The 24,333-nt window shown below is 69.9% G+C and carries 22 protein-coding genes and 1 pseudogene; 14 read left to right on the top strand and 9 right to left on the bottom strand.

Annotated features, from left to right (window positions below; genetic code table 11):
- Window positions 1–2 precede the first annotated feature (2 nt).
- On the bottom strand, window positions 3–1,322 hold the full coding sequence (locus tag JHW38_RS03010; RefSeq protein ID WP_278249817.1) for a replication-associated recombination protein A: 1,320 nt from the start codon (window positions 1,320–1,322) through the stop codon (window positions 3–5).
- 304 nt (window positions 1,323–1,626) lie between these two features.
- Here JHW38_RS03010 and JHW38_RS25390 point away from each other — a divergent pair.
- The 3 genes and pseudogenes from JHW38_RS25390 to JHW38_RS03000 all read left to right on the top strand — a co-directional run.
- Window positions 1,627–2,139 (top strand): annotated as a pseudogene (locus tag JHW38_RS25390) (glycoside hydrolase family 108 protein); the annotation flags it as partial.
- Window positions 2,140–2,199: 60 nt separating this feature from the next.
- Window positions 2,200–2,706, top strand: coding sequence for a GNAT family N-acetyltransferase (locus tag JHW38_RS25385; RefSeq protein WP_343225450.1), 507 nt, complete (start codon window positions 2,200–2,202; stop codon window positions 2,704–2,706).
- A 343-nt stretch (window positions 2,707–3,049) separates the two neighbouring features.
- Window positions 3,050–3,250 (top strand): hypothetical protein, encoded by a 201-nt coding sequence (locus tag JHW38_RS03000; protein WP_207524553.1) that lies wholly within the window; start codon window positions 3,050–3,052, stop codon window positions 3,248–3,250.
- Between the two features lie 104 nt (window positions 3,251–3,354).
- Here JHW38_RS03000 and lolA read toward each other — a convergent pair whose 3' ends face one another.
- Window positions 3,355–3,990 (bottom strand): outer membrane lipoprotein chaperone LolA, encoded by a 636-nt coding sequence (gene lolA, locus JHW38_RS02995; RefSeq protein ID WP_242691159.1) that lies wholly within the window; start codon window positions 3,988–3,990, stop codon window positions 3,355–3,357.
- 164 nt (window positions 3,991–4,154) lie between these two features.
- Here lolA and JHW38_RS02990 point away from each other — a divergent pair, with 164 nt between their 5' ends.
- Window positions 4,155–4,385, top strand: a complete 231-nt coding sequence (locus JHW38_RS02990; protein ID WP_207524551.1) for a DUF6289 family protein — start codon at window positions 4,155–4,157, stop codon at window positions 4,383–4,385.
- Between the two features lie 278 nt (window positions 4,386–4,663).
- On the opposite strand, the gene JHW38_RS25750 is transcribed toward JHW38_RS02990, so the two are convergent.
- The 3 genes from JHW38_RS25750 to JHW38_RS02975 all read right to left on the bottom strand — a co-directional run bounded on the left by JHW38_RS25750 (window position 4,664) and on the right by JHW38_RS02975 (window position 11,854).
- Entirely contained in the window at window positions 4,664–7,156 is a 2,493-nt protein-coding gene (locus tag JHW38_RS25750; protein WP_343225441.1) for a hypothetical protein, read from the bottom strand.
- Between the two features lie 967 nt (window positions 7,157–8,123).
- Complete coding sequence (locus tag JHW38_RS02980; protein WP_242691156.1) at window positions 8,124–10,502, bottom strand: DNA translocase FtsK; 2,379 nt, start codon at window positions 10,500–10,502, stop codon at window positions 8,124–8,126.
- A 281-nt stretch (window positions 10,503–10,783) separates the two neighbouring features.
- The gene (locus JHW38_RS02975; RefSeq protein WP_207524548.1) at window positions 10,784–11,854 is read right to left on the bottom strand and encodes an alanine dehydrogenase; all 1,071 of its coding nucleotides are present in this window, start codon (window positions 11,852–11,854) and stop codon (window positions 10,784–10,786) included.
- 449 nt (window positions 11,855–12,303) lie between these two features.
- Between JHW38_RS02975 and trxB the strand changes: the two genes are divergently transcribed.
- From trxB to infA, 5 genes are all read left to right on the top strand, one after another.
- On the top strand, window positions 12,304–13,257 hold the full coding sequence (gene trxB, locus JHW38_RS02970; protein ID WP_207524547.1) for a thioredoxin-disulfide reductase: 954 nt from the start codon (window positions 12,304–12,306) through the stop codon (window positions 13,255–13,257).
- Between the two features lie 130 nt (window positions 13,258–13,387).
- Window positions 13,388–13,831 (top strand): GNAT family N-acetyltransferase, encoded by a 444-nt coding sequence (locus tag JHW38_RS02965; RefSeq protein WP_207524546.1) that lies wholly within the window; start codon window positions 13,388–13,390, stop codon window positions 13,829–13,831.
- Window positions 13,828–15,045, top strand: a complete 1,218-nt coding sequence (locus JHW38_RS02960) for a GNAT family N-acetyltransferase (RefSeq protein WP_242691155.1) — start codon at window positions 13,828–13,830, stop codon at window positions 15,043–15,045. The genes JHW38_RS02965 and JHW38_RS02960 overlap by 4 nt, the downstream gene beginning before the upstream one ends.
- On the top strand, window positions 15,042–15,878 hold the full coding sequence (aat, locus tag JHW38_RS02955; protein ID WP_207524545.1) for a leucyl/phenylalanyl-tRNA--protein transferase: 837 nt from the start codon (window positions 15,042–15,044) through the stop codon (window positions 15,876–15,878). Before JHW38_RS02960 ends, aat begins: the two co-directional genes overlap by 4 nt.
- Window positions 15,879–15,991: 113 nt before the next feature.
- Window positions 15,992–16,210, top strand: a complete 219-nt coding sequence (gene infA / locus JHW38_RS02950; RefSeq protein WP_031372296.1) for a translation initiation factor IF-1 — start codon at window positions 15,992–15,994, stop codon at window positions 16,208–16,210.
- A 179-nt stretch (window positions 16,211–16,389) separates the two neighbouring features.
- Here infA and JHW38_RS02945 read toward each other — a convergent pair whose 3' ends face one another.
- Together JHW38_RS02945 and JHW38_RS02940 are read right to left on the bottom strand one after the other, a co-directional pair.
- Window positions 16,390–16,605, bottom strand: coding sequence for a hypothetical protein (locus tag JHW38_RS02945; RefSeq protein ID WP_207524544.1), 216 nt, complete (start codon window positions 16,603–16,605; stop codon window positions 16,390–16,392).
- A gap of 74 nt (window positions 16,606–16,679) precedes the next feature.
- The gene (locus tag JHW38_RS02940) at window positions 16,680–16,877 is read right to left on the bottom strand and encodes a hypothetical protein (RefSeq protein WP_207524543.1); all 198 of its coding nucleotides are present in this window, start codon (window positions 16,875–16,877) and stop codon (window positions 16,680–16,682) included.
- A gap of 813 nt (window positions 16,878–17,690) precedes the next feature.
- On the opposite strand from JHW38_RS02940, the gene JHW38_RS02935 reads away from it, so the two are divergent.
- A complete protein-coding gene (locus tag JHW38_RS02935) occupies window positions 17,691–18,041 on the top strand; it encodes a DUF6491 family protein (RefSeq protein WP_207524542.1) in 351 nt (116 codons plus the stop codon).
- A gap of 391 nt (window positions 18,042–18,432) precedes the next feature.
- Here the strand turns inward: JHW38_RS02935 and clpA are convergent, their stop codons facing one another.
- Together clpA and clpS are read right to left on the bottom strand one after the other, a co-directional pair.
- On the bottom strand, window positions 18,433–20,712 hold the full coding sequence (gene clpA / locus JHW38_RS02930; RefSeq protein ID WP_207524541.1) for an ATP-dependent Clp protease ATP-binding subunit ClpA: 2,280 nt from the start codon (window positions 20,710–20,712) through the stop codon (window positions 18,433–18,435).
- A 90-nt stretch (window positions 20,713–20,802) separates the two neighbouring features.
- On the bottom strand, window positions 20,803–21,123 hold the full coding sequence (clpS, locus tag JHW38_RS02925; RefSeq protein WP_207524540.1) for an ATP-dependent Clp protease adapter ClpS: 321 nt from the start codon (window positions 21,121–21,123) through the stop codon (window positions 20,803–20,805).
- Between the two features lie 174 nt (window positions 21,124–21,297).
- Here clpS and JHW38_RS02920 point away from each other — a divergent pair, with 174 nt between their 5' ends.
- Genes JHW38_RS02920 through hflD form a run of 4 tightly spaced genes read left to right on the top strand, consistent with a single transcriptional unit; the run spans window position 21,298 to window position 24,215 of the window.
- Window positions 21,298–21,966 (top strand): hypothetical protein, encoded by a 669-nt coding sequence (locus JHW38_RS02920; protein WP_207524539.1) that lies wholly within the window; start codon window positions 21,298–21,300, stop codon window positions 21,964–21,966.
- Window position 21,967: 1 nt separating this feature from the next.
- Window positions 21,968–22,465, top strand: coding sequence for an NUDIX hydrolase (locus JHW38_RS02915; RefSeq protein ID WP_207524538.1), 498 nt, complete (start codon window positions 21,968–21,970; stop codon window positions 22,463–22,465).
- Window positions 22,466–22,470: 5 nt separating this feature from the next.
- Entirely contained in the window at window positions 22,471–23,607 is a 1,137-nt protein-coding gene (gene mnmA / locus JHW38_RS02910; protein ID WP_207524537.1) for a tRNA 2-thiouridine(34) synthase MnmA, read from the top strand.
- Window positions 23,607–24,215 carry a high frequency lysogenization protein HflD gene (gene hflD, locus JHW38_RS02905; RefSeq protein ID WP_207524536.1) on the top strand — a complete coding sequence of 203 codons (609 nt, stop codon included), beginning with the start codon at window positions 23,607–23,609 and terminating at the stop codon, window positions 24,213–24,215. Before mnmA ends, hflD begins: the two co-directional genes overlap by 1 nt.
- The last annotated feature ends 118 nt before the right edge of the window (window positions 24,216–24,333 follow it).

Below are 24,333 nucleotides of genomic sequence, written 5' to 3'. Positions count from 1 at the left end.
GCTCATTCTTCGTCCTCCGCCGCTTCGCCTTCGCCCTCGCCGCGCGCCTGCGCGCGCTGCGCCCGCAGCCGCTGCAGCTTCTCGCCAAGCTTGATCTCCAGCCCGCGCGCGACCGGCTGGTAGTACACCCGCTCGCCCATCGCGTCGGGGAAGCCGGTCTGATCCAGGGCCACGCCGCCGTCGGCATCGTGGTCGTACTGATAGCCCTTGGAATAGCCGAGCTGCTTCATCAACTTGGTCGGCGCGTTGCGCAGGTGCAGCGGAACGTCCTGGGTGCCGTACTCGACCACGTCGCGCTTGGCCTGGTTGAACGCGGCGTAGGCGGCGTTGGACTTGGCGGTGCTGGCCAGATAGATCACCACCTGGGCCAGGGCCAGGTCGCCCTCGGGGCTGCCGAGGCGGTCGTAGGTCTCCCAGGCGTCGACCGCCATCTGCAGCGCCCGCGGATCGGCCAGGCCGATGTCTTCGACCGCCATCCGGGTCAGCCGCCGCGCCAGGTAATGCGGGTCGCAGCCGCCGTCGAGCATGCGCGCGAACCAGTACAGCGCCGAGTCGGGATTGGAGCTGCGCACGGATTTGTGCAGCGCCGAGATCTGGTCGTAGAACTGCTCGCCGCCCTTGTCGAAGCGGCGGGTGCGGTCGGCCAGCACCTGGGCCAGGGTCGCGGCGGTGATCTCGCCGTCCTCGTCCTGGGCCAGTTCGGCGGCGATTTCCAGCAAGGTCAGCGCGCGCCGCACGTCGCCGTCGGCGGCGGTGGCGATCTGCAGCAGCAGTTCGTCGTCGGCGCGCACGTGCTGGGCGCCGAGGCCGCGCGCCTCGTCCTCGAGCGCGCGGCGCAGGGTCACCCGTACGTCTTCGGGCGAGACCGCTTCCATCACGTGCACGCGGCAGCGCGACAGCAAGGCCGAGTTGAGTTCGAACGAAGGGTTTTCGGTGGTGGCGCCGACGAAAATGATGCTGCCGCGCTCGATGTGCGGCAGGAACGCGTCCTGCTGGGTCTTGTTGAAGCGGTGCACCTCGTCGACGAACAGCACGGTGCGCCGGCCCTGCTCGAAGCGCAGCGCGGCCGCGGCCAGCACCTGGCGCACCTCCGGCAAGCCCGACAGCACCGCGGAGATGGCCTTGAATTCGGCGTCGGCGTAATGCGCCAGCAGCAGCGCCAGGGTGGTCTTGCCGCAGCCCGGCGGGCCCCACAGGATCATCGAATGCACGCGCCCGGACTCGACCGCGCGGCGCAGCGCCGAACCCGGCGAGAGCAGGCGGCGCTGGCCGACCATCTCGTCGAGGGTGCGCGGACGCATGCGCTCGGCCAGCGGGCGCAGCGCGGCGACGGACTCGGCCGCGGCGGAAGCGTCGGCGGCGGAGGCGCTGAGCAGATCGCGGCCGGATTCGGCCTGGGGAGCGGTGCGGCGGGCCAAAACGGGAAACGCTCGGGGGTCGGAGCGACACGATAGCAAGATCCGCCCGGGCGCGAGCCGACGGCGGCCGCGGTGCGGGATTGCGGCGGCGGCGGGCAAAGTCGCTGCGGGCCGGGGCGGCGGCGGCGGGCGCGCCCGCGCCGTCACAAGCGCCCGCGTCCCGGCGTTGGTACCGGCGCGGCGCCCGGTCCGCGCCCGCGCCCGCGTCATGGCCGACTTCGCCGCCTATTTCCCGCAGTTGCTGGCCTTCGAAGGCGGCTACGTCGACGACCCCGCCGACCCCGGCGGCGCGAGCAACCGCGGCATCGCCCTGCCCGTGTTCCAGGCCCACGCCCGCGCCGTGCTCGGCGTGGCGCCGACCTTGCGCAACCTGCGCGCGCTGAGCGAACCGCAGGCCGCCGCGCTGTACAAGGCGCTGTACTGGGACCGCATCGACGGCGATGCGATCGCGCTGCAGGCGCTGGCCGAGATCGTGTTCGACTTCTACGTCGACGCCGGCTTCCACGCGATCGCGCTGCTGCAGCGCCTGCTCGGCCCGCCGCTGGCGGCCGACGGCGTGTTCGGCCCGGACACGCTCAAGGCGCTGCGCGAGGCCGGCCAGCCGGCGTTGTACCAGCGCTATCGCCAGGGCCGGATCGATTACTACACCGATCTGGCCCGGGCCCATCCCGCGCTGCGGCGCTGTCTGGCCGGCCGGCTGCGGCGCGCCGAGTGGTTTCCCGCGCAAGCGCGGACGCAAGCGCACGCGCTTGCGTTGCCGGCGTCGGTCGCGACGCCGACAATGCGCGCAGTCCTTCGCCTCGTCTCCTCCGCCATGTCCGACGCCCCCGTAATCCGCCCCGCCCAGCCCGACGACCGCGCCGCGGTGCTGGCTTTGCTGGCGGAAACCTTCGCCGACACCTGGCGTCCGCAACTCACCGCGCAGGCCATCGCCGACTACCACGACAACCGGGTGGCCGAGCGCTATGTCGACGCGCAGCTGGCGCAGTTGCTGGTCGCCGAACTCGACGGCGCCGTGCTCGGCTTCGCCGGCCGCGACGGCGGTTTCGTCGACTCGCTGCACGTCGGCGCGCGCGGCCGCCGCCGCGGCATCGCCCGCGCGCTGATGCAGGCGCTGGAAACCGCGATGCGCAGCGAAGGGCTGGCGCTGGCGAGCCTGGAGACCGACACCTTCAACACCGGCAGCCAGGCGCTGTACCTGGCCCTGGGCTATCGCGAGACGGCGCGTTATCCGGACGAAGAATGGAACAGCGGGCTGACCACGATCCGTTACGAAAAACCGTTGTAGCCGCGCGGCCCGCAAGACCGCGATTCCGCCACCAAGCCCCCCTGTAGGAGCGACGCAAGTCGCGACCACGAAGCTTCCGTTCGCGTCGAAGGTTTGAGCCGTTCGAAATGCGGCATGGCGGGTTTCGTCGTCAGCCGCAGTGGCGCGGTCGCGACTTGCGTCGCCCCTACAATGTGGGGATGCGCAGAGAACCGCGGCCGCGCCCACAAAACGCCGGGCACGCCCGATCCGCTTGTTTGGCCGTGCATGCGCAACGCGCCCGCCCCCATCGGCGATGTGCGCTGGGGCGTCGGCCTCGACGGCATCGTCTGACGATTTCTCGTTGCGGACCGACAACGCACTCATGCAGAACATCCGCCCGGCCAAGTGCTCGGGCACCCACAGCTGCGACATCATCGCCTACCGAATCCAGTGGTCCGACGGCCGCTGGAGCGATTCCTTCATCCCCGGCCACAGCGATTTCCACAAGCGCGGCGACAACGTCATGATCAAAGCCTGGGCGATGCTCAACGACCACAACTACAGGATCTCGTTCTGCAACTGAGTGCGGATGTCGTCGAGCGAGGCGCGGACGCTGTCAGGCGCGGACCCTGCAAACGAAAAGCGGGCCCGACGGGCCCGCTTTTCCAATACCGCCAACGCCGATGCTCAGCCTTCGCCGATCACATCCACGCCCTTGCCCGGCGCGTACTTGAAGGTGCTCGCGGGGAAGCTCGGATTGCGCTTCCAGCCGGAGAAGCTGATCTCGGTCTTCTGGCCCAGCGCGTCGACGATCTCCATCTTGCTCAGCGTGCCGCCGCCGAAGCCCAGGCGCGCGCTGCGGAAACTGGCCTCGCCCTGGCTCTTGGGCGTCAGCAGCAGCCAGCTCAGGCCGCCGCTGTCGCTGAGCTCGCGGACCGCGAACATCGCATCGAGCTTGCTCGGGTCGATCAGCGCCGCGAGCGGGCTGTTCTGCTCCTCCGCGCCCTGCGGACGCACGCTGACCTGCTGCAGGTCCGGCTCGTACACCCACACCTTCTTGCCGTCGGCGACGATCAGCTGCGGATACGGCTTGGCGTATTCCCAGCGGAACAGCCGCGGCGCCGACAGCGCGACCTGGCCGGTCGAGGACTCCTTGAGCTTGCCGTTGGGGTCGTAGACCTGCTGCGCGAACTGGCCGTCCAGGCCCTTGAGGCCGCGGGTGAAGGCGTTGAGGTCGTCGCGCGCGCCGGCGCTGGCGGCGCCGGCGAACAGGGTCGCCGACAGCGACAACGCGAGAGCGGCTTGGCGGACGAAACGGTTCACGGGGGCGACTCCTGAATGAGAGGACGGCAGTGTGCTGGGCCGAAACTGAACGCGCTCGCGACAGCCGAATACGGGTTCACGGCACATTTTGCCACGCCGGCCGGAGCTACTTTCGCCCGGCGGCGTCGCCGCCGCGTCCTTCCCGCCCAGAACAAGGAGTTCGCATGCGCATCAAGAGCGTACTGACCGCGGCCGCGATCGTCGCCGGCCTGGCGATCGCCGGCACCAGCGTCGCCGACGCGCCGCCGTACGGCACCGAGCAGTTCGAGGAATGGTTCGACGCCGGCGGCCAGCTCGTCGGCTATGTGCATTGGACCTGCGACGGCCGCCGCGAGACCTGGGGCAGCCGCAACGGCCGCCTGGAAGTGACCCGCCGCGCCTGTCCGGAGCCCTGAGCGCTGCGCGTGCGGCACGACCCGGGCCGGCTGCGATGTGCGGCCGGTCCGCGCGGCTGAAGCCGCTGCGCAAACCGAAGCGGAGCGTGCTGCGTGCCGCGCACTGCCGGTGCCGGTGCCGGTGCCGGTGCCGATTGCCGATTGCCGATGCCGTAGCTTCAGCGACAGCGACGGCTCTTGCCGGCTCCATCGGCACCGGCGCGTCGCGCTGCGCGATGCCGCCACGGCATCGCGACATCGCCGACAGCGGCCGCCTCGCGCTCGCGGGTTCGCTGCGCTTACCCCTCGCCGCCAGCGGCAACAGCCGGCCGCACGGCCCGCGACAGCAACCCGTCCGCCTCCGCAGCCGCGGCCGCTTCCTGAGCCGCGCCGATCTGCTGGCGCAACGGCCGCAGCACGTCCTCGGACGCTCCCGACCGCGCCGCCGCCTCGCAATGCCGCGCGGCCTGCGCGGAGTCGCCGCCGGCCAGCGCATGGCGCGCCGCCAGCAACCAGCTCTGCGCGTCCGCCGGCGCCAGTTGGATCAGGCGCTCGATCCGCGGCCGCGCGGCCCGCCGCAGCTCGACGCCTTCTTCGTCGTCCAGCAGCAACGACGCCTTCAAATAGCAGCGCAGCGCCTCGGCCTCGAATTCGAACATCGCGAACAACGGCTCGGCCAGCGCCATCGCCTTTTTCGCCGCCAGCCGCGCCGCGGCCGGACGCATCAGGCCGGCCTGCTCCAGCGCGACCATCGCCGCTTCCATCCGCAGCGGCGCGGCGCCGGCGAGCGGCAGGTACGGCTCCAGCGCCTTTTCGGCCTCGGCCAGGAACGTCGCGCGCGCCGGCTTGCTCTCCGCGCTGCCGCGTTGGCGCGCGACGAACGCGGTCAGCAGGCGCAGCTCCATCTCCTCGCGCGGATTGGCCGGCGCGCCGGCCATGTCCAGCGCGCGCTTGGCTTCGACGAACGTCTCGCGGCGCGCGCGCCCGATCAGTTCCTTGCCCTCCTCCGCCAACAGCTTGACCCAGGCGAACACCACCGGCGTGGCCGCGCCCGGCGCCAACAACGCGCGGTGCTGGCGCTGGATCTCCTTCAAGCGCAGGCGCTTGGCCACGCCGGCGGCCTTGTCCGCGCGCACCTCGTCGATCGCCAACTGGATCGCGCTGGCTTGCCAGACCGCTTTCCAGGCCGCGTCCGCGCTGTCGCGCGCCAAGGCGTCTGCGACGATCGCGCGCGCCTGGGCGCGGCGCGCGGCCGCGCGCTCGCCGGACTGCGCATCGGCGAGCTGGCGCAGGGTCAGTTGCAGCCACCAGGCCACGCCGGAATCGGCCACGGCTTCGGCCTGCAATACGCGGCGGAACGCCGCTTCCGCCGCTTCCAGATCGGCGACCCGGTCGCCTTCGGTCATCGCCGCGCGCAGCAGCAGCGCCGCGCCCTGGTCCATCAGCGCGTGCGGGTTAGCGGGCTCGTCGCCGGCGGCGGCTTCGTTGAGCTGCTCGACCGCCCGGTCCAGCGCCTGCCTTTGCGCGGAGCCGGACAAGCGCCGCGCCTGCTCGAGCCGGCAGCGGCCGATGCCGTGCGCCAGACCCGGGATCTTTTCCGCCGCAACGCTGCGCTTGATCCGCACCAGCGCATCGGCGCTGTTGCCGAAGCAGTCGACGCTGTCGCTCGCCTCGCCGAGCAGTTTCCACGCGCTCGCCAGGGTCAGCAGCACCACCGGCGGCGTGTCGCTCAGCTCGGCATACGGCAGCAGCACCTCGAGCGCGCGTTCCGGGTCGTCCGCCGCGAGCCGGTTGCGGGCGATGGCCAGGGCTTCGCGCAGCTGCGCCTGCGCCTGTTCGGCCGTGACGTAGAGCATCTGATTCTCCTGCGCGCCGCCGGGCGCGTCGGCTTGCGTGCGCGCCGGGGCGGCGCTTGCGTCTTCCGCGCCGCCGGCGGCCGCCGGCGCGCGCGCGGGCGCGACCGGCACCGGTATCGGCGGGGCTTCGCGTATCGGCGCGCCCGACAGCGGGCCCCCAGCGTCCGTGGCCGCGCCGGCGACGCTGCGTCCGCCGCGATGCCGGCGCAGCATCCGCCACAGCGCGATCGCCAGCAGCGCCAGCCCCAGCAACGCGACCGCGGCCGCCAGCCCTGTCCGCGCCGCGCCCGCCGGCGCGACGCGTCCGGACACGACGGCCACCGCAGGCGCTGCGGAACCGCCGCCTGCGACGACCGAGCCAGCGCCGTCGCCGCCGGCCGCGGCCGCGCGCGCCGGCCCCGCCGACGGCGCAGGCACATGCGCGGTCATGACGCCGCCGTCGCGCAACCTCATCGCCATTTCCCGATAAGGCGTCAGCAGCACCGGCGGCGCATACGAGCCGTGGCCGCTGCGCACGTCTTGCCAGTGGCTGCGGCAGGCCTGGCCGCGCCCGTCGCGGCAGGGCGTCTGGCGGCCGCCGGACACGGCGACGCGCCGGGCGGTCGCCTTGGGCGCTGGCGCGGCCACGCGCGCCGGCGCGGCCGCGACGGCGCGATCGCGAGGCTCCTGGACCGAGGCGCACGCCGCCATCCCGCATACGCTGAGCGCCAGCACCCAGCCTATGCGCATCGATCGCTCAGATTTCCCGCAGATGGCTGAAGTCGGCATCCAACCCGGACTCCTGCGGCGCAGCGATGACGTTCTGGTGCGCCCAGCCCGGAAACGCCACGGCGTCGGGCGCGGCCGCGGGATCGGCCGCCGCGTGCAGATAGGCGATGTGCGACCAGCAGCGATAGCCCAGCGCCTTGACCGCGCGGATCTCCTCGCGCGCCGCATGCGGCGAACCGAGCCGGAAATACAGATAGGGCTTGTGCTGGCGGACCAGATCCTTGACCTCGGCGAGCAGGCCGTCGAGCACGCCGGTCGGGTTGACCTTGATGCAATGCAGGGCGGTCAGGTCCAGGTCGCGCAGGCTCGAATACGCACGCCGGCCCTTCGCCGGCAGGTGCGCGTAGACGTTCACGACCCCGTTGAGCGCGATGTTGGCGCAGGTCTGCAAGTGCAGCAGGCGGTCCTGTTCCAGCACGTGCACCTCGCCGGTCGCGCCGACCACCCGGGACAGGCACAGCGCATGCGCGCCGTATTCGCCGCCGACTTCGACCACCGTGGCGCCTTCGGGCAGCAGCTCGCCGAGAAAATCGAGTTCGGATTCGACCCAGCGGCCGTGCCGGGCGAGCGACTCGGTGACCACATTGTCTTCCGGCACCGCGTTGATGACGCCGTACGGCGTTCTCCAGAACTTCGGGACGACCTGGGCCGCGCCTTCGGTAGCTTGCATGCGATCTGTCTCCCTGGCAGTGGATGGAATGGCGCGCCGGACGCGTTCGCGATTCGCCGCTGCGGCCGTGCCGGCCGCTCGCGGCGCCGCGCGCGTCGCCCTGCGTTCGGCGCACATCAAGCTATCGACGCAGAGCGGTTTTGGCGGTCATCGCAGCGGCTTTTTTGCTTGCGCAAAGCACTCGAACATCAAAAAGACACGGTGTTTGCGCACTCACGACTTGGCGTGATTGCTTTTGCTGTATCGATCGTGCGCTCGTCGTTCGCAGTACCACGCTCGGGCGGCGGCGTCCGACTACGACGATGATCGGTTCGCGACGCCGGCAAGCCTGCGCGCGCGGCTGCGCAGCGCCGGCCGGCGCTGCGGATTCGAAAGGCCAATGTCGACTAAGCGCGAGCGCGGATCCGCGCTGCGCAACGCCGCAGCCGCAGCCGCAGCCGCAGCGCGAACGAAAGACGGCGCCGCTTATTTCGGCGGCGGCGGCGCCAGCACGCTGCGGTCGCCGTTGTGCTCCGGCGGAGTGACCACGCCGGCCGCTTCCATCGCCTCGATCAGGCGCGCGGCGCGGTTGTAGCCGATCTTGAGCCGGCGCTGCACGCCCGAAATCGAGGCGCGGCGGGTTTCGGTGACGATGCGCACCGCCTCGTCGTAGAGCGGATCGGACTCGTCGCCGCCGGAGCTCGGCGCTTCCGGCAGGCCGGTCGCGCCGATCACGGTGCCGTCGCCCATGGTCTGGGTTTCGTCGAGCACGCCTTCGATGTAGTCCGGCGCGCCGCCGATCTGCTTGAGGTGCTCGACCACGCGATGCACTTCCTCGTCGGACACGAACGCGCCGTGCACGCGCTCGGGCATCGCGGTGCCCGGCGGCAGGTACAGCATGTCGCCGTGGCCGAGCAGGGTCTCGGCGCCGGACTGGTCCAGGATCGTGCGCGAGTCGATCTTGCTCGACACCTGGAACGCGATGCGGGTCGGGATATTGGCCTTGATCAGGCCGGTGATGACGTCGACCGACGGGCGCTGGGTGGCCAGGATCAGATGGATGCCGGCGGCGCGCGCCTTCTGCGCCAGCCGCGCGATCAGTTCTTCGACCTTCTTGCCGACGATCATCATCATGTCGGCGAATTCGTCGATGAAGATGACGATGAACGGCAGCGTCTCCAGCGCGATCGGCACCTCGCCGAGTTCGGCGTTGGGCTTGAACAGCGGGTCCATCAGCGGCTGGCCGGCGTCCTGCGCGTCCTTGACCTTCTTGTTGAAGCCGGCCAGGTTGCGCACGCCGACGGTCGACATCAGCTTGTAGCGCCGCTCCATCTCGGCCACGCACCAGCGCAGGCCGTTGGCGGCTTCCTTCATGTCGGTGACCACCGGCGCCAGCAGGTGCGGGATGCCCTCGTAGACCGACAGTTCGAGCATCTTCGGGTCGATCATCAGCATCCGCAGGTCTTTCGCGGAGGCCTTGTACAGCAGGCTCAGCACCATCGCGTTGACCGCGACCGACTTGCCCGAGCCGGTGGTGCCGGCGACGAGCAGGTGCGGCATGCGCGCCAGATCGGCCACGGTCGGCCGCCCGGCGATGTCCTTGCCCAGCGCCAGGGTCAGCGGGCTGCCGGACTTGTCGTATTCCTTCGAACGCAGCAGTTCGGACAGGAAGATCATCTCGCGCGAGGTGTTCGGCGTTTCCAGGCCGATCACCGACTTGCCCGGGATCACGTCGACCACGCGCACCGACTTGACCGATAGGCCGCGCGCGATGTCCTTGTCGAGTGAGGAGATCTGGCTGACCTTGACGCCCGGCGCGGGCTCGATTTCGAAACGGGTGATGACCGGGCCCGGATAGGCGCCGACCACCTGCGCGTCGATGCGGAAGTCCTTGAGCTTGAACTCGATCTGCCGCGACAGGGTTTCCAGGGTTTCTTCGCTGTAGCCCTTGGGCTGCGGCTTGGGATCGTCGAGCAGCGCCAGCGGCGGCAGGCCGGTGCCGTCGCCGGTGTGGAACAGCGGGATCTGGGTCTCGCGCTTGGCGCGTTCGCTCTTTTCCACCATCGGCGCCGGCGGCGGTTCGATCTTGACCTTCTCGCGCTTGGCGCGCAGTTCGGTGTCGACCTTGCGCGCTTCCTCGCGCTCCTCGCGCATGACCTGGGTCTGGCGCCATTCGGTGGCCTGCTGGCTGCCGCGGCGGAACAGCTTGCTCAGGCTCGGACCCAGCGCCAGCACGCGCTTGCCGATCCAGTCCATGAACGCGAACCAGGACACCCCGGTGGCCAGGGTGAAGGAGATCAGCAGCAGCGCCGCCAGGAACAGGTTGCCGCCGACCGGGCCGAAGCCCGAGTACAACGAACGCCCGACTAGTTGGCCGAGGATGCCGCCCGCGCCGGCCGAGAAGTTGTCGACGGTGCCGACGCGCAACTGCAGCAGGCCGGCCAGGGACACCAGGAAACCGACGATGCCGACCAGCCGCAGCGCCGGGCCGAGGTCGGCCTCGCCATCGCCGTCGGTGTCCATGCCGAACAGCGCGATCCAGGCGATCGCGCCGAGCATGAACGGCAGCAGGAACGCGACGAAGCCGCACAGGTACAGCAGCACGTCGGCGATCCAGGCGCCGACCCGGCCGCCGAGGTTGTGCAGCGGCGCAGTGATCGAGCCCGAATGCGACCAGCCCGGATCGGTCGGCGAGAACGTGAACAAGCTCGCCAGCAGATACAGCAGCAGCGGCGCGATCACGATCAGCGAGATGTCGCGCATCAGGCGCTGCCGCTTCGGCGACGGCGGCGCGGCGGCCGCGCGCGACGGGGCCTCGGCCGAAGCCTTGGCCTTCTTGCGACTGGCTGTGGGAGCGGACGCCACCGTGATGTGCTGCCTTAGGATGGTTTCGTTAGTGCTTGAATATACGGTAAAAGCGGGGAGCGGGGAATGATGGGGCGGGGTTGGGGAACTGGGGGTTCGCGCTTGAGGGGCGTTTCGCCGGTTTTGGATGGTTTTGGGCAAAACAAAAGGCGATGGGGCGAACGGTAGCACCCAAAGCGCCCGTCCACCCCACCGCCTCGTGGGGCTGGGCCCCGAAAAAGCGCCAAACCACCGCGCCCCCTCAGTTCCCCAACCCCCAATCCCGCTTTTGCCTTCCCGCTTTACAGCTTCATGTCCTGCAACGCCGGGTGCACGATCTTGCCGCCCTCGACGTTGATGCCGCGCACCAGCGCCGGGTTGTTGCGCCAGTCGCTGCCGGCGGCGAGCTTGTTGACCCACGGCAGGATCGCCGCGCAGATCGCCTGCGACGAGGTCTGCGGCACCGCGCCGGGCATGTTGGTCACGCAGAAGTGGGTGATGCCCTCCTCCACGTAGGTCGGCTCCTTCCAGGTGGTCGGGCGCGAGGTCTCGAAGCAGCCGCCCTGGTCGATCGCGATGTCGACCACGACGCTGCCGTCTTCCATCTCGCGCAGCATCTCGCGGGTCATCACGTGCGGGGCCTTGGCGCCGGTGATCAGCACCGCGCCGATCACCAGGTCGGCCTGCGCGACTTCGCGCGCGACCACGTCGTGGTACGGGTACAGCGCGGTGACGTTGTTGCCCAGGCGCATCATCTCGTCCATGCGGTCCTGGCGCATTTCGAACACGGTGACGTTGGCGCCGGCCGCGGCGGCCAGCGCGGCCGACGCGCCGCCGGCCTTGCCCGCGCCGAACACCACGACCTTGCCGCGCTCGGTCGACGGCAGGCCGCCGAGCAGCTTGCCCTTGCCCGACATCGGCTGGTGCAGCAGGTGGGTGCCGACCTGGACGCCGATCTTGCCGGCGATGACCGACATCGGCGCCAGCAGCGGCAGGTCGCCGTTGGGCAGCTCGACGGTCTCGAAGGCGACGCCGGTCAGGCCGATGTCGAGCAGGCGCTTGGTCAGCGCCGGTTCGGCGGCCAGGTGCAGGTAGCAGAACAGCAGGTGGTCCTTGCGCAGGTGCTGCAGGTCGCCGGCGATCGGCTCCTTGACCTTGACGATCAGCTCGCCCTTTTCGTACAGGCCGGCCGCGTCCGGCGCGATCTTCACGCCCAGACGGGTGTAGTCGGCGTCCTTGAAGCCGCTCTTGACGCCCGCGTCCTGTTCCAGCCAGACCTCGTGGCCGCGCTTGACCAGATCGCCCGCGGCGGCGGGGACGAGCGCGACGCGCCCTTCGAGAGTCTTGGTTTCCTTCGGTACGCCGATACGCATTGCTGTCTCCAGTGCGGCCCAGAAAAAACGCCGCATAGGCGGCGCGACGAGCCAGGTTGTGTTTTTTGTGAGCGGTGTGGGGTGGAACGTTTGCGAGGTGCTGCGTGGCGAAGTGCGGCGCCGCGCCGTCCGATCGATGCCGTGCGCAGCGCACCCGCGACGCGGCTGCCTCCGGCGCGGCCGGCCCGCACACGCGGCTTTTTACTCTCACCACCGCCGCAATGCCAGCTACGGTTTGGCGGTTCGCGCCTGCGGCCGCGCCGCGCAACGTTGCGTCCGCGCGCGATGCCTTGTTTTGCCGGGTCGGCGCCTCCAAGCTATGCCCTGCCCCGGGATTTTCTACACGCCGGCGTATGGGGCGATAAACCGATTACAAAGCCCGGCGCTGCGCAAAATCCCGCCGATTCCCTGCTGCGCACAGCGCATTCCAACAGCCCGCGATTATATACATGAGCCCAACCAAGCACTCCCGCGTCGTCATCCTCGGTTCCGGCCCGGCCGGCTGGACCGCCGCCGTCTATGCCGCCCGCGCCAACCTCAAGCCGCTGGTGATCACGGGCCTGCAACAGGGCGGCCAGCTGATGACCACCACCGAAGTCGACAACTGGCCCGGCGACGCGCACGGCCTGATGGGCCCGGACCTGATGGCGCGCATGCAGGCCCACGCCGAACGCTTCGACACCGAAGTGCAGTTCGACCACATCCACACCGCCGACCTGTCCAAGCGTCCGTTCCGGCTGATCGGCGACAGCGGCGAGTACACCGCCGACGCGCTCATCATCGCCACCGGCGCCACCGCCAAGTACCTCGGCCTGCCGTCGGAAGACGAGTACAAGGGCCGCGGCGTGTCGGCCTGCGCGACCTGCGACGGCTTCTTCTACAAGGACCAGGACGTGGCGGTGGTCGGCGGCGGCAACACCGCGGTCGAGGAAGCGCTGTACCTGTCCAACATCGCGCGCAAGGTCTATCTGGTGCATCGCCGCGACACGCTGCGCGCCGAGAAGATCATGCAGGACAAGCTGCAGGCCAAGATCCAGGCCGGCAAGATCGAGCCGGTGTGGCACCACACCGTCGAGGAAGTGCTCGGCAACGACGCCGGCGTGACCGGCCTGAAGCTGCAGTCGGTGCAGGACGGCTCCAGCCGCGAGCTGGCCATCCACGGCCTGTTCGTCGCCATCGGCCACACCCCCAACACCAGCCTGTTCGAAGGCCAGTTGGAGATGAAGAACGGCTACCTGACCATCCGCACCGGCCTGGACGGCAACGCCACCCAGACCTCGGTGGAAGGCGTGTTCGCCGCCGGCGACGTCGCCGACCAGGTCTACCGCCAGGCGATCACCTCGGCCGGCTTCGGCTGCATGGCCGCGCTGGACGCCGAGAAGTACCTCGACAAGGACGCTTGATCGCGCCTGCCGCGCACGGCCCGGGCGGAACGCTCCGCCCGGACCCGCGCGCCACGGCCGTCCCGCAGCGGCGAAGGCGGCGGGCGCTCCCGCAACGTCCCGCCTTCGCTCCCGCACCGGTGCCGCCACGATGCTGAGCTTCCGCGACGATCCGCTGTCCGACGCCGATTTCGCCGTCGTCCACGGCTTCCTCTCGCAGACCTACTGGGCCGCGGGCATTCCCGCCGCCACCCTGCGCCGCGCGCTCGACGGCTCGCTGTGCTATCGCGGCTATGTCGACGGCGAACTCGTCGCCTTCGCCCGCGCGATCACCGACCAGGCCACCTTCGCCTATCTGGCCGACGTGTTCGTCGCGCCGCAGCGACGCGGCCACGGCTACGGCCGCGCGGTCGTGGAAGCCCTGATGGCCGACCCGCGCGTGCAGGGCCTGCGCCGCTGGCTGCTGGTCACCAGCGACATGCAGCCGCTGTACGCCAAGCTCGGCTTCACCGCGCTGCCCAAGCCCGAGCAGCACATGCAGAAGCACGATCCCGACGTGTACCTGCGCGCGGCCGCGCCCTCGCCCGCGCCGTGAGCGACGCCGTCTCGGTCCGCCTGCTGGCCTCGCTCGACGAAGTATCGGCGGCGCAATGGGACGCGCTGCACGACGGCGCCCACCCGTTCGTCGCCCACGCCTTCCTGCGCGGCCTGGAAGCCACCGGCTGCCTGCGCGAAGACTGGGGCTGGACCCCGCATCACTTGAGCCTGTGGCGCGGCGACGAACTGGTCGCGGCGATGCCGGCGTATCTGAAGGAGAACTCGCACGGCGAGTTCGTGTTCGACCACGCCTGGGCGCGCGCCTACGCCCAGCATGGCCTGGACTACTTCCCCAAATGGCTGTCGGCGGTGCCGTACTCGCCGGTGACCGGCCCGCGCCTGCTCGCGCGCGAGCCCGGACACCGGCGCCTGCTGCTGCGCGCGATGGCGCAGCTGTGCGAACGCCAGGAGCTGTCCTCGGCGCACGTCAACTTCCACGCCCATGAGGAAGCCGCCGATTTCGCCGCCGAAGGCGACGCCGACTGGCTCGAGCGCGTGGACGTGCAATACCACTGGCGCAACCGGCCCGACGCCGACGGCCGCTGCTGGCAGGACTTCGACCAGTTCCTGGCCGCGTTCGACCACAAGCACCGCAAGAACATCCGCCAGGAGCGGGCCAAGGTCGCGCGCGCCGGCGTGCGCATGCGCGTGGTCGAAGGCGCGCAGGCCAGCGCGGCCGACCTGGCGACGATGTACGGCTTCTACCGCAGCACCTTCGACCAGTACGGCAACCACGCCGCGCTGACCCTGGAGTTCCTGCATCACCTCGCCCGCGAACTGCCGCAAGCGCTGGTGATGTTCCTGGCCGACTACGAAGGCGAGCCGGTCGCCGGCGCACTGTGCCTGCGCGGCGCCGACACCCTCTACGGCCGCTACTGGGGCGCGCGCGCCGAGCTGCCGGGCCTGCATTTCGAAACCTGCTACTACCAGGGCATCGAGTACTGCCTGCGCGAAGGCCTGCATGCGTTCGAGCCCGGCGCCCAGGGCGAGCACAAGATCGCGCGCGGCTTCCTGCCGACCGAAGTGCGCAGCCGCCACTGGATCGCCCATCCCTCGTTCCGCGACGCGCTGCGGCCGTGGTGCCGCGAAGAAGCGGCCTCGGTGCGGCGCTACGCCCGAACCCTGCTTGCGCATTCGCCGTTCAAGGCGGTCGCCGGCGCCGACGGCGGTCACGGCGCGGCCGCGGCGGATTCGCCATCGTCGGACGCATGAAGAAACAGCGCCTGCCGTTCCTGCTGCCGAGCGACCCCGAGGCGCCGTTCCCGCCGGGCGAGCGCGCGCTGAAGAAGCCCGCCGGCCTGCTCGCGGTCGGCGGCGACCTCAGCCCGGCGCGGCTGCTCAACGCCTACCGCAGCGGCGTGTTCCCGTGGCCGAGCGAGGACTACGCGCTGCTGTGGTGGTGCCCGGACCCGCGCACGGTGTTCCGCAGCGACGGCGTGCGCCTGCCGTCCAAATTCCGCCGCGGCCTGCGCCGCAGCCGCTGGACGGTGCGCGCCGACACCGCGTTCGAGGCGGTCATCGGCGCCTGCGCCGCGGCGCCGCGGCCGGGCCAGGACGGCACCTGGATCCTGCCGGCGATGCGCGAGGCCTATACCCGCCTGTACCGGCTCGGGCATGCCCATTCGGTCGAGGTGTTCGACGGCGAGGCACTGGTCGGCGGCATCTACGGCGTAGCCATCGGCCGCATGTTCTACGGCGAAAGCATGTTCAGCGCAGCCTCCGGCGGCTCCAAGGTCGCGCTCGCGGCGCTGGCCCGGCGCCTGCACGGCTGGGGCTGGCCTTGGCTCGACGCCCAGGTCGAAAACCCGCATCTGCTGAGCCTGGGCGCGGTCTCGCTGCCGCGGGCGCAGTTCCTGGCCGCGGCCGCCGAGCTCGCGGCCGCGCCCGGCTTCGCTCCCGGCCCGTGGACCGGGCGCTTCGGCGAACTGGCCGCGGCCGAACTGGCCGACGTCGAGCGGGCCGAGGCCGAGCGGATCGAAGCCCCGGAGGACGCCGGCGCGGGCCCGGCCGGGACGCGCGCAGCGGCGGATCGCGAGCCTCGTTAACGATTTTTTTGCTCCTGAGCCTCCGCCGTGGCAAAATGCTCGGCTTCGCGGGCGCGCGACGCCCTACACCCGACTCCAGGACTCCTCTGCGAGTCCACCTTCCTGGGAAGCACATGGCAAAAGACGACGTGATCGAATTCGAGGGCACGGTGGCGGAAACTCTTCCGAACACCATGTTCCGCGTGCGTCTCGAAAACGGGCACGAAATCATCGCCCACATCTCGGGTCGCATGCGCAAGAACTACATCCGGATCCTGACCGGCGACAAGGTCAAGGTCGAGATGACGCCCTACGATCTGACCAAGGGCCGCATCACTTACCGCATGAAGTAATCGCGGCAACTCACTGAAAAGGCGGCCATTGGCCGCCTTTTTTGTGTCCGTACGATTGTCGCGGGCGGTGGCCCGCACGATCCGTTCCGGCGCCTTACCCGGTCCTGGGTGGGTTGGAAACGCCGGCCGGGCCGCACGGGCCGGAGCGCTTCAGCCCTCGCGCCCGCACGCCCGGGGCTTCATTCCAGCGGGCAGCCCGCGGCGATCAGGCATTGGCTGAACGGCGTTTCGCAATCGCGGGTGCCGGCTTCGCCGCCGTTGGCCTGGCAGATCTGGTACGCGGTCCGGCACTGCTTGCACGAGCCGCCCGGGCCGATCGGACCGGCCATCGCGACCGCCGCGGCCGAAAACGCGAACGCGGCCGATGCCGCGAGCAGGATGTGGCGAGTGTTCATTGGGACTCCTTGTCGACGATTCGGGGACCGGCCGCCGCCCCGCTCGCGCGGGACGGCGGCGAACGCAGCGCCGCTCACCACGGCGGACGCGGGCACCCGTTCTGGGCCAGGCACACTTCGACCTGGTAATCGCAGGTCTGCACGTCGAGCGCGCCGACGCATTTGTTGTAGCGCACCCAACAGGTCTGGCAGGCATCGGCCGCCATCGCCGTGGTGACCACGGCGCAGCCGAACACGAACGCGGCCACGGCCGCGAGAGAACGTTTCTTCATCGAATCGAACTCCTGTTGCTGATGAAGGCGGCTTCGACCGCCGCCGCCCGCGATCCGCGAGCGCAGCGACGCTAGCACCGGCCATCGCACCGCTGCGGCGCGCACTGGCAAAACCGACAGTCTGTATGTCGCAGAGCGGGTCGCGCTTGCGACGCAGCGCGCGTTTCGCGGCGGTTGCGTTGCGCGACGCAGCATGTGAGCGGTTCGCGACTGGTGTGCGCGGGTTCGTCATGGGCGCTCGTCCGGGCCGGCGCGGTCGTTCGATTGGCGCGGTCGTTCGATTGGCGCGGTCGTTCGATTGGCGCGGTCGTTCGATTGGCGCGGTCGTTCGATTGGCGCGGTCGTTCGATTGGCGCGGTCGCGGCTTGCGCCGCTCCTACAGGTAGCGGTCGTCGCTGCGAATCGGCATGGAGTTCCTGTAGGAGCGGCGCAAGCCGCGACCGCGCACCGACACTACTGCGCGAATGCACGAAGCCGCGCACGCGTACCGCGCGACGCGACTTCGCTCTCGCGACAGCGAACGCAACTGCGCGCATATCCGGACCGACCGGCCGCACCCGTCATCGCATCGCCGCGCACGATCGCGCTGCAACCCTTTCGCACGCTGCGGCATCCATGCATCGGATCGAACTTGCAACGCTGCGCGAAAGCGCAGCGAAGGCACGGTCTTGTCACGTGTATGCCGGAGGTCATGGCATGACCCAAGTCATGCCATGACGAAGGTCACCGCGACTTTCTCCAGATTTGGCCGCGCGCGCGCAACGCTAGATTTGCGCACACGCCCCGCCCCTACCCACGTTCGAGGATGCAAGCATGAAGCTGTTGTCCGCCATCGTTGTCGCCGCCGCGCTTACCGTTACCGCCGCGCCCGCGCTCGCCGCCGATCCGTTGCAGGAGTGCGTCGACCTGAGCGCGTCCCACGTCGTGCGCCGCGCCGGCGACAGCGCCGTGGCGGTCCAGGACGGCGCTTCGTTCTATCGCGCGGAAATGCGCTACGGCTGCAACGACCTGGGCTATTCGGCCAAGCTCAAGATCTCGACCGACAAGCAGGAAGGCCGCTTGTGCCCGCAGGGCTCCAAGCTCGCCACGCAGCGCGACTACTGCTCGATTTCTCGGGTGGAAAAGATCGACGAGCAAGCCTTCAAGCGCTACATCAAGCGCTGAACCGTCGATCGCGGTCGCCGTTCGCTCACGGCGTCCGCTTGGGCCGGATTCGTTGCCGCCGCACGCGCCCCCCGCGCCTGCGGCGAGGCGGGTGCCGCTGTACCGCATGCGGAGGGTTTCGCATGCGGCTTTCTCGCTTCTGACGGAAATGAAAGGCTTCAGGCCGCAGCCACGCGCTGAGTGCAAGGTTGCGCCGTAGTCTAGGTATCGCGGTCGCGGCTTGCGCCGCTCCTACAAGTCGGCAGCGCGATATCGGACTCGCCCTGTAGGAGCGGCGCAAGCCGCGACCGCGACACCGCGCTCACCGCGCAATCCAAGGAACTCGATACCCGGCAAAGAAAAAGGCGGCCCGAAGGCCGCCTTTCTCATGCCGCGCAAGCGGCCGCAGGACTCACACCGTCGCCGGCAACAACCGCTCCGGCTCGGCCTGCGCTTCGACGACCAAGCGGTCGTCGCGCACGTCGATGCTGACCCGGCCGCCGCCGACCAGCTTGCCGAACAGCAGTTCGTCGGCGAGCGGACGCTTGATCTGGTCCTGGATCACCCGCGCCATCGGCCGCGCGCCCATCAGCGGGTCGAAGCCGTGCTGGGCCAGCCAGTCGCGCGCGGCCGGGGTGGCCGACAGCGACACGTTCTTCTCGTGCAGCTGGGTCTCCAGCTCGATCAGGAACTTGTCCACCACGCGCAGGATGTGGTCGAAGCCGAGCGCCTGGAACTGCACGACCGCGTCGAGGCGGTTGCGGAACTCCGGCGAGAAGCTCTTGCGGATCACTTCCATCGCATCGGTGGCATGGTCCTGCTTGGTGAAGCCGATCGAGCGGCGCGCGGCCTGGGCCGCGCCGGCGTTGGTGGTCATCACCACGATCACGTTCTTGAAGTTGGCCTCGCGGCCGTTGGTGTCGGTCAGCGTGCCGCGGTCCATCACCTGCAACAGGATGTTGAAGATGTCCGGATGCGCCTTCTCGACCTCGTCCAGCAGCAGTACGCAGTGCGGGGTCTTGACGATCTTCTCGGTCAGCAGGCCGCCCTGGTCGAAACCGACGTAGCCCGGAGGCGCGCCGATCAGGCGGCTGACCGAATGCGGCTCCATGTACTCGGACATGTCGAAGCGGACCAGCTCGATGCCCAGTTGCAGCGCGAGCTGCTTGGTCACCTCGGTCTTGCCGACGCCGGTCGGGCCGGCGAACAGGAAGTTGCCGATCGGCTTGTCCGGATTGCCGAGGCCCGAGCGCGCCAGCTTGATCGCCGAGGCCAGGGTCTCGATCGCCGGATCCTGGCCGAAGATCACCATCTTGAGGTTGCGCTCGAGGTTCTTGAGCACGTCCTTGTCGCTGGCCGAGACCTGCTTGGTCGGGATGCGCGCCATCTTGGCCACGATCGTCTCGATTTCCTCGATGTCGATCAGACTCTTGCGCACGCTTTCCGGCAGCAGCCGCTGGCGCGCGCCGGCCTCGTCGATGACGTCGATGGCCTTGTCGGGCAGCAGCCGGTCGCCGATGTGCTTGACCGACAGGTCGACCGCCGCCTGCAGCGCTTCGTCGGCGTAGGTCACGCCGTGGTGCGACTCGTAGCGCGGCTTGAGGCCCTGCAGGATCTGGTAGGTCTCGCCGACGGTGGGCTCGACGATGTCGATCTTCTGGAAGCGCCGCGCCAGCGCGCGGTCCTTCTCGAAGATGCCGCGGTATTCCTGGAACGTGGTCGAGCCGATGCAGCGCAGCTCGCCCGACGACAGCGCCGGCTTGATCAGGTTGCTGGCGTCCATGGTGCCGCCGCTGGCCGAGCCGGCGCCGATGATGGTGTGGATCTCATCGACGAACAGGATCGAATCGGGCTGCTTCTTGAGCTGGGCCAGCACCGCCTTGAGGCGCTTCTCGAAATCGCCGCGGTACTTGGTGCCGGCGACCAGCGCGCCCAGGTCGAGGGCGAAGATGGTCGCGTTGCGCAACACCTCGGGCACCTCGCCGTCGACGATGCGCTTGGCCAGGCCTTCGGCGATCGCGGTCTTGCCGACGCCGGCCTCGCCGACGTAGAGCGGGTTGTTCTTGCGCCGGCGGCACAGCACCTGGATGGTGCGCTCGACTTCGTCGCCGCGGCCGACCAGCGGGTCGATCTTGCCCTCGCGGGCGAGCTGGTTGAGGTTGCTGGCGAACTCGGCCAGGGCGTCGGACTTGCTCTCGCCCTCCATGCCCTCCGGCGGCTTGGCCTCCTCCTCGTGGTGCCCGTGGCCGTCCTCGCCGTTGTGCTTGACGATGCCGTGGGACAGGTAGTTGACCACGTCGAGGCGGGCCACGTCCTGCTGGTTGAGGAAGTAGACCGCGTGCGAGTCCTTTTCGCCGAAGATCGCGACCAGCACGTTGGCGCCGGTGACTTCCTTCTTGCCCGAGGACTGGACGTGGTAGACCGCGCGCTGCAGCACGCGCTGGAAGCCGAGGGTCGGCTGGGTGTCGCGGTCGACGTCGTCGGGCAGGACCTGGACCGAGGTCGCGATGGCCTGTTCCAGGTCGCTGCGCAATCGCGCGAAGTCGACCCCGGTCGCCTTGAGTACGGCCTCGGCGGACGGGTTGTCGAGTAGTGCGAGCAGCAGGTGTTCGACCGTCATGTACTCGTGGCGCGCCTCGCGGGCGCGCTTGTAGCACTGGCCGATGCTGTATTCGAGATCCTTGCTGAACATGGGGCGGAGCCTCCAGGACGTATGCACGCTACGTGGGGGCGCTCGCCGGCTTTTCCATGCCCCGCCCCAGGGGGATGCTTCAGCTCCCTTTTAGGCCTTTTCCATCGTGCACAGCAAGGGGTGCTGATGCATCCTTGAAAATTCGTTCACTTGCGCTACCTTCGATTCGGCAACTTCGCGCGTGAAGACGCCGCATACGCCGCGGCCGCGGGTATGCACGTGCAGCATGATCTGGGTGGCTTTTTCGACGTTCATCGGAAAAAAGCGCAGCAACACCTCGACCACGAAGTCCATCGGGGTGTAGTCGTCGTTGAGCAGCATGACGGAGTAGAGCGGAGGGCGGGCCAGCTCGGGCTTGCCGGCTTCCACCAGCACCCCGTGGCTGTGTTCGTGATCGGTCTGTTTGGCCATGCGTGGATTATAGACCCCTGCCCCTGCGGGGCGCGGCCTCCGTACGGAGGCGTGGAACGGTCGCGGCGCGGCGTGGACGCGTGCGCGAGCGCATTGCAAAATGCCGCAGCGCCGCCATCTGTAGCGGTGCCGTCGGTGCAGATTGCGCCGCCGTCGCAGAATTCAAGGACCCGCATGCGCCCCACTTCCGGCTTTCCGACCGGCTCCACGTTCCGTCCGGCCCGCGCCGCGCTGCTGCTCGCCGCGCTCGCGGCCGCGCCCGCGTGGGCCGCCGACGCGAAGCCGGCCGCGACAGCACCGCCCGCGGCCGAAGCCGGCGGCGCCGCACTCAAGCCGGGCCCGCTTAAACCGGCCGAATCCAAACCGGCCAATGCCGACAAGCAGACGGCCAAGCCCGGTCGCGACGGCGACAGCGCCGGCGCCGTCTCCAAGGACGGCGATCCGCTGGTCCGCGCCCAGCTCGACGCGCTGGGTTACAAATATCAGGTCGACGGCGACGGCGACTTCGTGCTCACCTTCGCTCTGGACGACAAGCGCAGCCAGATGGCCTACGTGCTGTCGCGCACCCAGCGCTTCGGTTCGCTGAAGGTGCGCGAGATCTGGTCGCCGGCCTATCGCACCGCCGACGGCGGCGCGCTGTCGGCGGCCGTCGCCAACCGCCTGCTCGAGGACGGCCAGCTGAGCAAGCTCGGCGGCTGGACCAGCCAGGACGGGGTCGCGGTGTTCGTGGTCAAGCTCGACGCCGGCGCGTCCGGCCAGAGCCTGGACGACGCGATCGACTACGCCGTGCGCGCGGCCGACCAGATGGAAGCCGAACTCACCCCCGACCAGGACGAATTCTGACGTGAGCTACCGCGAAGGCCGTTTCTGGCAACCCGACGTCACCGTGGCCACCGTGGTGGTCGACGGCGGCCGCCTGCTGATGGTCGAGGAGACCGTCGGCGGACGCCTGGTGCTGAACCAGCCGGCCGGCCATCTGGAGCCGGACGAGAGCCTGATCGAGGCCGCGCTGCGCGAGACGCTCGAGGAAACCGGCTGGCAGGTGCGCCTGACCGCGTTCGTCGGCGCCTACCAGTGGAAGGCGCCCGACGACTCCGCCGGCGGCAGCGGCCGCCACTACTTGCGCTTCGCGTTCGCCGCCGAGCCGGTCAGCCACGACCCGCAGCGCCCGCTCGACGAGGGCATCGTGCAGGCGGTGTGGATGACCCCGGCCGAGCTGCAGGCGCGCGCCGGCCAGCACCGCAGCCCGCTGGTGTGGCAGGTCGCCGCCGATTTCCTCGCCGGACGCCGCCATTCGCTCGACCTGGTCCAGCACTTCGCGGACGGCGCCGCCTCGGTTTGACGGTCATGACGAGGTCGGCGGACACCATCGTGGGCATGTCGGGCGGGGTCGATTCCTCGGTCGCGGCCTTGCTGTTGCGCGATGCCGGGCAGGCCCTGTCGGGTTTGTTCATGCAGAACTGGGCCGACGACGGCAGCGGCGACTGCCGCGCCGAGAACGACCGCCGCGACGCGGTCGCGGTGTCCGGGCGGCTCGGCCTGCCGATCCACTTCCGCGATTTCTCCGGCCAGTACTGGGACGGGGTGTTCGAGCACTTCGTCGCCGAATATGCGGCCGGGCGCACGCCGAATCCCGACGTGCTGTGCAACCGCGAGATCAAGTTCAAGCATTTCCTCGACGCCGCGCGCGAACTCGGCGCCGACTACATCGCGACCGGCCATTACGCCCGGGTCGACGAGGTCGACGGCCGCTTCCGTTTGCTCAAGGCGCTGGACCGGAGCAAGGACCAGAGTTACTTCCTGCACCAGCTCGGCCAGGCCCAGCTCGGCGCGACCCGCTTCCCGCTCGGCGAGCTGCTCAAGCGCGACGTGCGCGAGATGGCGCGCGCCGCGCAGCTGCCGACCGCGGCCAAGAAGGACTCGACCGGCATCTGCTTCATCGGCGAGCGCGACTTCCGCGAGTTCCTGTCGCGCTACCTGCCGGCGCGCGACGGCGAGATCCGCACCCCCGACGGCCGCAGCGTCGGCCGCCACCCGGGCGTGTTCTATTTCACCCTCGGCCAGCGCGAAGGCCTGAACATCGGCGGCGTGCGCGGCTTCGAACAGGCGCCGTGGTACGTGGTCGGCAAGGACGTCGCCGGCAATGTGCTGTACGTCGACCAGGGCAGCGATACGCCGTGGCTGCGCTCGCAGACGCTGACCACCGAGACCGCGCACTGGATCGCCGGCAGCCCGCCCGCGCGCCGCTTCGCCTGCGCCGCGCAGACCCGCTACCGCCAGAGCGACCAGTCGTGCGAGGTCGAAGTCGGCCAGGACGGTACCCTGTCGGTGCGCTTCGCCGAGCCGCAGCGCGCGGTGACCCCGGGCCAGTCGCTGGTGCTGTACGCCGGCGACGAATGCCTCGGCGGCGCGGTGATCGCCGCGACCGACGCGCCGGCGCCGGGCGCCGGCGCGCTTTCCCTTTCTATGACGACGAATCCGTAATGGCCGAACTTTCCGAACGCGTCCTCGCCCTCGCCGGCCTCGCCCAGGCCCTGGCCCAGGTGCGGCGCATCGCCGACACCGGCCAGGCCAACGCCAGCGTGCTGCAGACCGCGCTGGACTCGGTGTTCCGCATCGACGCCTCCTCGCCGTCGGCGGTCTACGGCAGCACCGCGCAGCTGCGCCCGGGGCTGGTGCTGACCCAAGACTATTTCAGCAGCCGGATCAAGGACGAACACCTGCCGCGGCTGGGCCTGGCGGTGCTGCAACTGGAGCGGCGCTTCGTCCGCGACGCCGAGATGACCGACAAGGTGCTGCGCGGCATCCGCGAGCAGGCCGACAACGCCCAGCGCCTGGGCAGCGCCCATCCCGACGTGATCGCCGCGCTCGGCACGCTGTACGCCGACACCTTGAGCCACCTGCGCCCGCGCGTGCTGGTGCAGGGCAATCCGCATTACCTCGGCCAGCCCGGCGTGGTCGCCGAAGTGCGCGCGGTGCTGCTGGCGGCGGTGCGTTCGGCGGTGCTGTGGCGGCAGTTGGGCGGCAGTTACTGGGATTTCGTGCTGCGCAAGCGGGCGATGGTGGATTCGATCGACGCGCGGCTGGATTGATCCAGCCGGCGTCGCGCTTGCGCCGGGGCATGAGGTTGCGCGGTCGCGGCTTGCGCCGCTCCTACAGGAGCTCCATGACGGTGCGCGGCTGCGGGTGCCGCCTGCGCCGATCGAACGA

It is taken from the genome of Lysobacter enzymogenes (genome assembly GCF_017355525.1).
In the GTDB taxonomy this organism is placed as follows: domain Bacteria; phylum Pseudomonadota; class Gammaproteobacteria; order Xanthomonadales; family Xanthomonadaceae; genus Lysobacter; species Lysobacter enzymogenes_C.
This window is presented reverse-complemented; position numbering and strand designations above follow the sequence as displayed.

What these genes read in the sequence shown, in the direction of transcription:
- JHW38_RS25385 (WP_343225450.1), top strand. Translation starts at nt 2,200, where the DNA reads ATGCGCGCAGTCCTTCGCCTCGTCTCCTCCGCCATGTCCGACGCCCCC.
- JHW38_RS03000 (WP_207524553.1), top strand. Translation starts at nt 3,050, where the DNA reads ATGCAGAACATCCGCCCGGCCAAGTGCTCGGGCACCCACAGCTGCGAC.
- JHW38_RS02990 (WP_207524551.1), top strand. Translation starts at nt 4,155, where the DNA reads ATGCGCATCAAGAGCGTACTGACCGCGGCCGCGATCGTCGCCGGCCTG.
- JHW38_RS25750 (WP_343225441.1), bottom strand. Translation starts at nt 7,156, where the DNA reads ATGCGGCGCGCGAGGAGATCCGCGCGGTCAAGGCGCTGGGCTATCGCT.
- JHW38_RS02975 (WP_207524548.1), bottom strand. Translation starts at nt 11,854, where the DNA reads ATGCGTATCGGCGTACCGAAGGAAACCAAGACTCTCGAAGGGCGCGTC.
- trxB (WP_207524547.1), top strand. Translation starts at nt 12,304, where the DNA reads ATGAGCCCAACCAAGCACTCCCGCGTCGTCATCCTCGGTTCCGGCCCG.
- JHW38_RS02965 (WP_207524546.1), top strand. Translation starts at nt 13,388, where the DNA reads ATGCTGAGCTTCCGCGACGATCCGCTGTCCGACGCCGATTTCGCCGTC.
- aat (WP_207524545.1), top strand. Translation starts at nt 15,042, where the DNA reads ATGAAGAAACAGCGCCTGCCGTTCCTGCTGCCGAGCGACCCCGAGGCG.
- infA (WP_031372296.1), top strand. Translation starts at nt 15,992, where the DNA reads ATGGCAAAAGACGACGTGATCGAATTCGAGGGCACGGTGGCGGAAACT.
- JHW38_RS02945 (WP_207524544.1), bottom strand. Translation starts at nt 16,605, where the DNA reads ATGAACACTCGCCACATCCTGCTCGCGGCATCGGCCGCGTTCGCGTTT.
- JHW38_RS02940 (WP_207524543.1), bottom strand. Translation starts at nt 16,877, where the DNA reads ATGAAGAAACGTTCTCTCGCGGCCGTGGCCGCGTTCGTGTTCGGCTGC.
- JHW38_RS02935 (WP_207524542.1), top strand. Translation starts at nt 17,691, where the DNA reads ATGAAGCTGTTGTCCGCCATCGTTGTCGCCGCCGCGCTTACCGTTACC.
- clpA (WP_207524541.1), bottom strand. Translation starts at nt 20,712, where the DNA reads ATGTTCAGCAAGGATCTCGAATACAGCATCGGCCAGTGCTACAAGCGC.
- clpS (WP_207524540.1), bottom strand. Translation starts at nt 21,123, where the DNA reads ATGGCCAAACAGACCGATCACGAACACAGCCACGGGGTGCTGGTGGAA.
- JHW38_RS02920 (WP_207524539.1), top strand. Translation starts at nt 21,298, where the DNA reads ATGCGCCCCACTTCCGGCTTTCCGACCGGCTCCACGTTCCGTCCGGCC.
- mnmA (WP_207524537.1), top strand. Translation starts at nt 22,471, where the DNA reads ATGACGAGGTCGGCGGACACCATCGTGGGCATGTCGGGCGGGGTCGAT.
- hflD (WP_207524536.1), top strand. Translation starts at nt 23,607, where the DNA reads ATGGCCGAACTTTCCGAACGCGTCCTCGCCCTCGCCGGCCTCGCCCAG.